Source organism: Streptomyces solincola, from assembly GCF_002982015.1.
Lineage (GTDB): Bacteria > Actinomycetota > Actinomycetes > Streptomycetales > Streptomycetaceae > Streptomyces > Streptomyces solincola.
Genome location: NZ_PVLV01000172.1, coordinates 1 through 7,762, shown reverse-complemented (window position 1 = coordinate 7,762; position 7,762 = coordinate 1). Strand labels below are relative to the sequence as shown.

Sequence of the window (7,762 nt, the reverse complement as noted above, 5' to 3'; positions counted from 1 at the left end):
CGGGAGGGCGGGTCGCGGGTGGCGTCCCCCGGTGGGCGGTCATGGCCGCACCAGGGGTTGGAGTTCGGCGAACCGGCGCTCTCCGATGCCGCTGACCTCGCGCAGTTGCTCGACCGAGCGGAAGCCGCCGGACCGCGTCCGATGGTCGACGATCTTGCGGGCGAGAACCGGGCCGACGCCCGGCAGGGTGTCCAACTGCTCGACGGTGGCCGTGCTGAGGCTGACGGACCCGGCCGCCGCGCCCGGACCGCCCGCCGCGCCCTGCGGCCCTTGCGCCGGCCCCGGCACGGAGACCCCGGCGGCCCGCGCGGCCGCTCCGACCACCACCTGCTCGCCGTCCATCAGCACCCGGGCCCGGTTGAGTCCGCCGAGGTCGGTGCCGGGGGTGACCCCGCCGGCGGCGCGCAGTGCGTCCGCGACCCGCGATCCCGCGGGCAGCCGCAGCACACCGGGGTGCCTGACCTCTCCTCCGACGTCGATGACCACCACCGGCAGCGGCCCGGCGGTGGGCCCTGCTCCGACCGTGGCACGGGGGCGGGGCGGGGTGGCCTCGCGGATCACGTCCGGGGCGCGCACCGGCTCCGGGCGGCCGGTCCAGAAGTGCCGGCCGGCCAGGGCCGCCGCCACTGCCAGCACGACGGCCAGGGCGGCGAGTGTGCGCGGTTCCATGCCGCACCGGGTCTGCACCCAGAGCGGCAGTCTGTCCCGCACCGCCAGCCGCCATCGTTCCCGGCGGCCGAGGCTCTTGCGGGGAGACGCCACCGAAGCGCTGCCGGCGGCCCCCGCCCGGTCGAGGACGGCGTCCCCGGTCGCCGCCCCCGCTTCCGCAGGTCTCGCGTCGGCCCTCACCGCCTCCGTGAAGGTCATCTCCGCCAAGGCCGCCTCCACCGAGGCCGCTTCGGCCCTGGCCGCCTCCGCGAGGATCTGCGCGGGCGTCGGGGGATCACCCGGCAGCGCCGGCGCGGGGGCTTCCCGGTCCGGTGGGGGCCGGCGAGGGTCGGGCGGCGGGGCGAAGAGCCTGTCCGCCCGTCGCCGCGCGGCGGCCAGGGCCGTGTCAGCCGCGGCGCGGCGTCCCACTCGCCCCCGCACGCTGCCGGGTCCGCTCCCCCGTCGCGTACGCCCGTCGGAGCCCCCTGCGCGACCGGGGCCGCTGGTGGCCCGGCCCCGGGCACCGGGGCGATGTGCGGCGGAACGCGCCGTCCGGGTGCGTGCCGTCACGGAGTGAGCCGTCACTGAGCGTGTTCGTCGTGTCATGCCACAGCACGGTAGAGACCGGAGCGCCTGCGTGGGCGGGCCGTTTCGAATCTGTGGATAGCGCCTCGCATGGGGATACTTCAGCCACTCCGGAGAGTGAGCCCCGAAGAATGAGCTCCGCAGTGTGAGGAGAAGCGCCGACCGACCGCGTCAGCGGGCCGAGACGACCACGCCCAGCAGTCCCGGCCCGGTGTGCGCGCCGATCACCGCGCCCACCTCGCTGACGTTGACCTCGGTCAGTCCGGGCACCCGGCCGTGCAGCCGATCGGCCAGGGCCGCGGCCCGCTCGGGGGCGGCGAGATGGTGGACGGCGACGTCCACGTCCCCACCCGCCGCCGCGGCGCGCTCGGCGGCGATCTCCTCCAGCCGGGCGATGGCCCTGGAGGAGGTCCGCACCTTCTCCCGCAACTCGATGCGGCCGCCGTCCAGTTCGAGCAGCGGCTTCACGGCGAGCGCCGAGCCCAGCAGGGCCTGGGCCGCGCCGATGCGTCCACCGCGCCGCAGGTATTCCAGGGTGTCGACGTAGAAGTACGCGGAGGTGCCGGCCGCGCGCTTCTCGGCCGCGGCGGCCACCTCGTCCATGGCCGCGCCGGCCTCCGCCGCCTCGGCGGCCGAGAGCGCGCAGAAGCCGAGGGCCATGGCGACCATGCCGGTGTCCACCACCCGTACCGGCACGTCGGCGGTACGGGCGGCCAGCACGGCGGCGTCATAGGTGCCGGAGAACTCGGCGGAGAGGTGGAGGGAGACGACGGCGGTCGCGCCGCCCTCGGCGGCCTTGCGGTAGGCCGCGGCGAACGTCTCCGGGCTCGGTCGCGAGGTGGTCACCGGACGCCGCTTCTGTAGGGCGAGCGCCAGTGAGCGGGCCGAGATCTCGGTGCCCTCCTCCAGGGCCTGGTCACCGAGGACGACGGTCAGCGGGACCGCGCTGATAGCGTGCCGCTCCATCGTCTGCGGCGGCAGGTAGGCCGTGGAATCGGTGACGATCGCGACATGGCGGGACATGACCGGGAGGTTACCCCGCAGCGGCCTTCAGGCGGCAGGCCGCCCCCGGAGCCCGCTCACACCGCGACCGCCCCGGCCACCGCCGCGCCGCCTCAGTTGGTCGTCTCGGGACGCGCGGCCTTCTGCCAGGAGAAGGTCTGCCGCCGGGGGTCGGGGGCGGTGATCGCCGGGGGCCCCTGGCCGTCCGTCCCAGCCTGCTCGGCACGCTGCTGCCGAGCGCCGGTGTCCGCCTCGGGGTCTCCCCAGGCGGGGGCGGTCGCCCTTGCCTGGGGAGACCCCGAGGGGCCCGGGGCGGCGGCAGGCTCGTCGCCGGTGGCCCAGTGGCGCAGCGCGCCCGCCTCCACGTCGATCTGGGCGCTGAGGGACTCCAGCTCGTCGTCGGCGAAGCGCTGGGCCCGGTCGCGGGCGGCCCACCGCAGCGAGTCCGCCGAGTGCGTGATCCGCTCGGTGCGCTCGCGCAGCTCGTCGAGGTGGGCGGCGACCCTGGCCCGGTCCGGGTCGCGCTCCACGCGCTTCAGGTCGGCGTCGAGCTCGTGCCCGTGCGCGCTGAGCCGGGCGAACAGCGCCAGCGACTCCTTCAGTGAGGCGTCCTCGGCGGCGCCGGCCTCCAGGGCGTCCTGGGTGGCGCGCATGGAGGTGCGCAGGGCGAGGCGCAGCCGGGCCAGCTCGGCCGGCACCCCGGCCTGGCCGTAGGTGCGGGCCCGCAGGGTGGTGTCCTCGACGGTGCGGCGGGCCTGGCCGATGGTCCGGTCCATGCCGCGCTTGGCCGCTCTGACCGCCTTGACGCCCAGATACGCCCCCAACGCGACCAGGGCGACGAAGAGCAGCGCCAGGATCACGATCGCCTCTGCCATGGAGTCCCCTCGGTTGTCGCCGCCGCCGTTTCCTCCACGGTAAACGGAACGGGCGGGCCGCAGGTTCCCTTGGAACCCGCAACCCGCCCGTAAGGGGAAACCCCGACCGTGTGGGGACGGCAACCCCGGCGAACCGACGAGGCAGCCGGTCCGACCGCCGCGGGCGACGCCCAGGCGGTGGCGCGGCGCCGCGCGGTGACGACGCCGCGGGGTGACTACGCCGCGGGGTGACTACGCCGGGACGATGTTGACCAGCTTCGGCGCCCGGACGATGACCTTCCGGATGCCCGCGCCGCCCAGGGCGGCGACGACGCCGTCGTCGGCCAGGGCCAGAGCTTCCAGTTCGGCGTCGGTGATGGAGGGGGCGACCTCCAGCCGGGCCTTGACCTTGCCCTTGACCTGGACCACGCAGGTCACCGTCTCGTCCACGACGAACGCCGGGTCGGCGACCGGGAAGTCCTGGTGGACGACCGTGTCGTCGTGGCCCAGCTTGCGCCACAGCTCCTCGGCGATGTGCGGGGCCAGCGGGGCGACCAGCAGCACCAGCCGCTCGGCGACCGTGCGCGGCAGGGCGCCGCCCGCCTTGGTCAGGTGGTTGTTCAGCTCGGTCACCTTGGCGATGGCCGTGTTGAACCGCATGGCGGCCATGTCCTGGGAGACGCCGTCGACCGCCTTGTGCAGGGCGCGCAGGGTCTCCTCGTCGGGCTCGGCGTCCACGACGGTGGTCTCGCCGGTCGCCTCGTCGACGATGTTGCGCCACAGCCGCTGCAACAGGCGGAACTGGCCGACGACGGCCCGGGTGTCCCACGGGCGGGAGACGTCCAGCGGGCCCATGGCCATCTCGTACAGCCGCAGCGTGTCGGCGCCGTACTCGGCGCAGATCTCGTCCGGGGTGACGGCGTTCTTCAGGGACTTGCCCATCTTGCCCAGGACCCGGCTGACCTTCTCGCCCTGGTGGAAGAAGGCGCCGTCGCGCTCCTCGACCTCGGCGGCGGGCACCGCGATGCCGCGGGCGTCGCGGTAGACGAACGCCTGGATCATGCCCTGGTTGAACAGGCGGTGGAACGGCTCGGCGGAGGAGACGTAGCCCAGGTCGAACAGCACCTTGGACCAGAACCGGGCGTACAGCAGGTGCAGTACGGCGTGCTCGGCGCCGCCGACGTACAGGTCGACGCCGCCGTGCGGCGCACCGTCCCGCGGGCCCATCCAGTAGCGCTCGATCTCGGGGTCGACCAGCGCGGTGTCGTTGTTCGGGTCCAGGTAGCGCAGCTCGTACCAGCAGGAACCGGCCCAGTTGGGCATGGTGTTGGTCTCGCGGCGGTACTTCTTCGGCCCGTCGCCCAGGTCCAGCGTGACGTTGACCCAGTCCGCGTTGCGGGACAGCGGGGTCTCGGGCTGGGTGTCGGCGTCGTCCGGGTCGAAGGTGCGCGGCGAGTAGTCCTCGACCTCGGGCAGCTCCAGCGGCAGCATCGACTCGGGCAGCGGGTGGGCGATGCCGTCCTCGTCGTAGACGATCGGGAAGGGTTCGCCCCAGTACCGCTGGCGGCTGAACAGCCAGTCGCGCAGGCGGAAGTTGACGGTGCCCTCGCCGATGGAGCGCTCGGCCAGCCAGTCGGTGATACGGGCCTTGGCCTCGACCACGCCCAGGCCGTCCAGGCTGATGTCGCCGTGTGCGGAGTCGACCAGCACGGCGTCGTAGGAGGAGAAGGCGTCGTCCCAGTCGGCCGGGTCGGTGGAGCGGCCGTCGGTGGGCTGGACGACGCAGCGCATCGGCAGCTCGAAGGCGCGGGCGAAGGCGAAGTCGCGGCTGTCGTGCGCCGGGACGGCCATGATCGCGCCGGTGCCGTAGCCCATCAGCACGTAGTCGGCGATGAAGACGGGGACCTGCTCGCCGCTGACCGGGTTGGTCGCGTACGCGCCGGTGAAGACGCCGGTCTTGTCCTTGGCCTCGGCCTGGCGCTCGACGTCGGACTTGGCCGCGGCCTGCTTGCGGTAGGCGTCGACGGCGTCGGCGGGGGTGGCGTGGCCGCCGGTCCACACCTGGTGGGTTCCCTCGGGCCAGGCGGCCGGCACGATCTTCTCGACCAGCTCGTGCTCGGGGGCCAGCACCATGTAGGTGGCGCCGAACAGGGTGTCCTGACGGGTGGTGAAGACGGTGATGGCGTCGTCCTCGCCGACGGCGAAGTCGACGCGGGCACCCTCGGACCGGCCGATCCAGTTGCGCTGCTGAAGCTTGATGGCCTCGGGCCAGTCCAGCGCGTCCAGGTCGTCCAGCAGCCGGTCGGCGTAGGCGGTGATGCGCATGTTCCACTGGCGCAGCTTGGCTTTGAAGACGGGGAAGTTGCCGCGCTCGGAGCGGCCCTCGGCGGTGACCTCCTCGTTGGCCAGCACGGTGCCCAGACCGGGGCACCAGTTGACCGGCGCGTCCGAGGCGTACGCCAGGCGGTACTCGCCCAGCAGGTCGGCGCGCTCGGCGGCGGTCAGCGCGGCCCAGGTGCGGCCCTCACCGGGCACGGGGCGCTCACCGCTCTCGAACTGGGCGACCAGCTCGGCGATCGGGCGGGCGGTGGCGGCCTGCTCGTCGTACCAGGAGTCGAAGATCTTCAGGAAGATCCACTGGGTCCACTTGTAGTACGAGGGGTCGATGGTGGCGAACGAGCGGCGCTGGTCGTGGCCCAGGCCCAGGCGGCGGAGCTGGACCTTCATGTTGGCCATGTTGGCCTCGGTGGACACCCTCGGGTGGGTGCCGGTCTGCACGGCGTACTGCTCGGCGGGCAGGCCGAACGCGTCGAAGCCCAGGGTGTGCAGGACGTTGTGCCCGGTCATGCGCTGGTGGCGGGCGTAGACGTCGGTGGCGATGTAGCCCAGCGGGTGGCCGACGTGCAGACCCGCCCCGGACGGATAGGGGAACATGTCCATGATGAACTTGTGCGGCCGGGAGGCGACGGCCGGGCCGCCGGCCAGGTCACCGGTGGGGTTGGGCGCCTCGTAGGTGCCGTGGGCGTCCCAGAAGTCCTGCCAGCGTGCCTCGATGTCGGCGGCCATCGCCGCCGTGTAACGATGCGGGGCCGCCTGCTCGGCGGCCTGGTTCGTCTCGCTCATGTTCCTCAAAGCTCCATCGGGGTCGTCTCTGCCCACTGCCGGCCGGTCTGTGCGCGGATCGTCCGAGCGCGGCTCGTCCGGAGTGGGACGACCGGTGCGCGAAACGAAAAAGCCCCTCGCACAGGAGGGGACGCCGCGCCGACTCCGCGCGGATGGTGGGGCCCCGCGTCGGGACTGGTCAGCGCGGCTCGCTAAGCAGAAGGCGTACGGCACGCATGGCGCCAGGGTACCCCAGGGGCCGCAAGGGCCGCATCGAGGTCCGCCCACCGGACGCGCCCGCGCGAACGCCCTGCGTGACGGCGTACGCGGCTCGGTTCACGCCCCCTGCGCACCTCCTTGCGCCGTTTGCGCGGGTCCGGCTCCCGGCGCGCGGCCGCCCGTCGCGACAGCCCTGCCCGCGTCCTGGTACGGACCGCGCCGGGGGCTGGTACAGACCACTGAAGGGCTTTGCGAACGCCCGGGTTACTCCGCGTATCGCCCCTATCCCGGGCAACCCCAGAGTCAGTTGCGCACCGGCCGAACCATTAACGCCCAAAGCTCGTACCGGTTGGTATGCGTCGACTTAGCATGCGGCCACGGGACCTCTTTTCCGCACCACTGGAGTCGCCCCCCATGAACCCTCAACGCAAGAACCGCTCGTCGCCCGCGCAGGGATCCGGGTTGACCAAGCCGGTACGGGGCGGGATCGCCGCGGCCGTGCTGGTGCTCATACCCGTGCTGGCGGTCGCCGGCAGCGACGCCTTCCGCGCCGCCCTGGACTTCACCACCGGCGTCCTCTCCCTGGTGTCGCTGACCGCGTCCGTCGCCTGGGGTCTGCTGGCCACCGACCGGCTGCTGCTCTCCGTCCGCCACCGGCTGCTCGCCCAGGCGATCCACCGCACCACGGCCGTCGCCTCGCTGGGTTTCCTGCTGCTGCACGCCACGGTGAAGGTCTCGCTCGGGCACGTGGAGCTGATCGGCGCACTGGTCCCCTTCAGCCTCGGCCTGACCGGCGCGTCCGGGCTGATCGGCCTGGGCTCGCTGGCCGGGCTGCTGATGGTGGTGGCCGCGTCCACCGGGGCCGCGCGCAGCGCCCTGGCCGGCCGGGGAACGATCGCGGCCCGCTGGCGGCCGCTGCACATGCTGGCCTACCCGGCCTGGTGCTTCGCTCTGATGCACGGACTCTACGCGGGTCGCCCCGCCGCGGCCTGGGTCACCGCCCTCTACTGCCTGGCGCTCGCCGGTGTCGCCGGGGCCGTCTCGGTGCGGCTGCTGCCGCGCCCGGTGCAGGGCAGGCTGGCCGAGCGGCTGCTGGCCCTGCTCGGCCCCGGCGCCGAGCGGAACGGCTCCACCCCGCGCAGGCGGCGCGACCCCTCCGTCTCCCCGTTGCCCGGCACGGCGGACCTGCCCCCGCAGACCGCCCGGTCCGGAGCTCCCGACCGCCGGGGATCGGCCGCCCCTCCCACGGCCGGCCGCTCCGAACGGCCCGGGGAGCAGCCGTTTCCCGACGGCCTCGGCAGACCGCGCGAGCGGCCCTCCTCGCTCGCCCCACCACTCCCGGCGTTTCCTCC

Annotated in this window: 4 protein-coding genes and 1 pseudogene; 1 reads left to right on the top strand and 4 read right to left on the bottom strand. The window is 73.9% G+C overall.

Translation table 11 applies throughout. The features are described 5' to 3' along the window. Positions 1-39 precede the first annotated feature (39 nt). From C6N75_RS13070 to leuS, 4 genes are all read right to left on the bottom strand, one after another. Positions 40-867 (bottom strand): helix-hairpin-helix domain-containing protein, encoded by an 828-nt coding sequence (locus C6N75_RS13070; RefSeq protein WP_407703216.1) that lies wholly within the window; start codon positions 865-867, stop codon positions 40-42. Positions 868-1,404: 537 nt separating this feature from the next. Continuing rightward, entirely contained in the window at positions 1,405-2,256 is an 852-nt protein-coding gene (locus C6N75_RS13065; protein ID WP_105869056.1) for a DegV family protein, read from the bottom strand. A 92-nt stretch (positions 2,257-2,348) separates the two neighbouring features. Further along, a complete protein-coding gene (locus C6N75_RS13060) occupies positions 2,349-3,110 on the bottom strand; it encodes a hypothetical protein (protein WP_105869055.1) in 762 nt (253 codons plus the stop codon). A 231-nt stretch (positions 3,111-3,341) separates the two neighbouring features. Continuing rightward, on the bottom strand, positions 3,342-6,212 hold the full coding sequence (gene leuS, locus C6N75_RS13055; protein ID WP_105869054.1) for a leucine--tRNA ligase: 2,871 nt from the start codon (positions 6,210-6,212) through the stop codon (positions 3,342-3,344). Between the two features lie 612 nt (positions 6,213-6,824). On the opposite strand from leuS, the pseudogene C6N75_RS13050 reads away from it, so the two are divergent. Continuing rightward, positions 6,825-7,762: pseudogene (locus tag C6N75_RS13050) on the top strand (hypothetical protein); the annotation flags it as partial.

Excerpts from the sequence above, each read along its gene's own strand:
- C6N75_RS13060 (WP_105869055.1), bottom strand. The coding sequence starts at position 3,110 with ATGGCAGAGGCGATCGTGATCCTGGCGCTGCTCTTCGTCGCCCTGGTC.
- C6N75_RS13065 (WP_105869056.1), bottom strand. The coding sequence starts at position 2,256 with ATGTCCCGCCATGTCGCGATCGTCACCGATTCCACGGCCTACCTGCCG.
- C6N75_RS13070 (WP_407703216.1), bottom strand. The coding sequence starts at position 867 with ATGACCTTCACGGAGGCGGTGAGGGCCGACGCGAGACCTGCGGAAGCG.
- leuS (WP_105869054.1), bottom strand. The coding sequence starts at position 6,212 with ATGAGCGAGACGAACCAGGCCGCCGAGCAGGCGGCCCCGCATCGTTAC.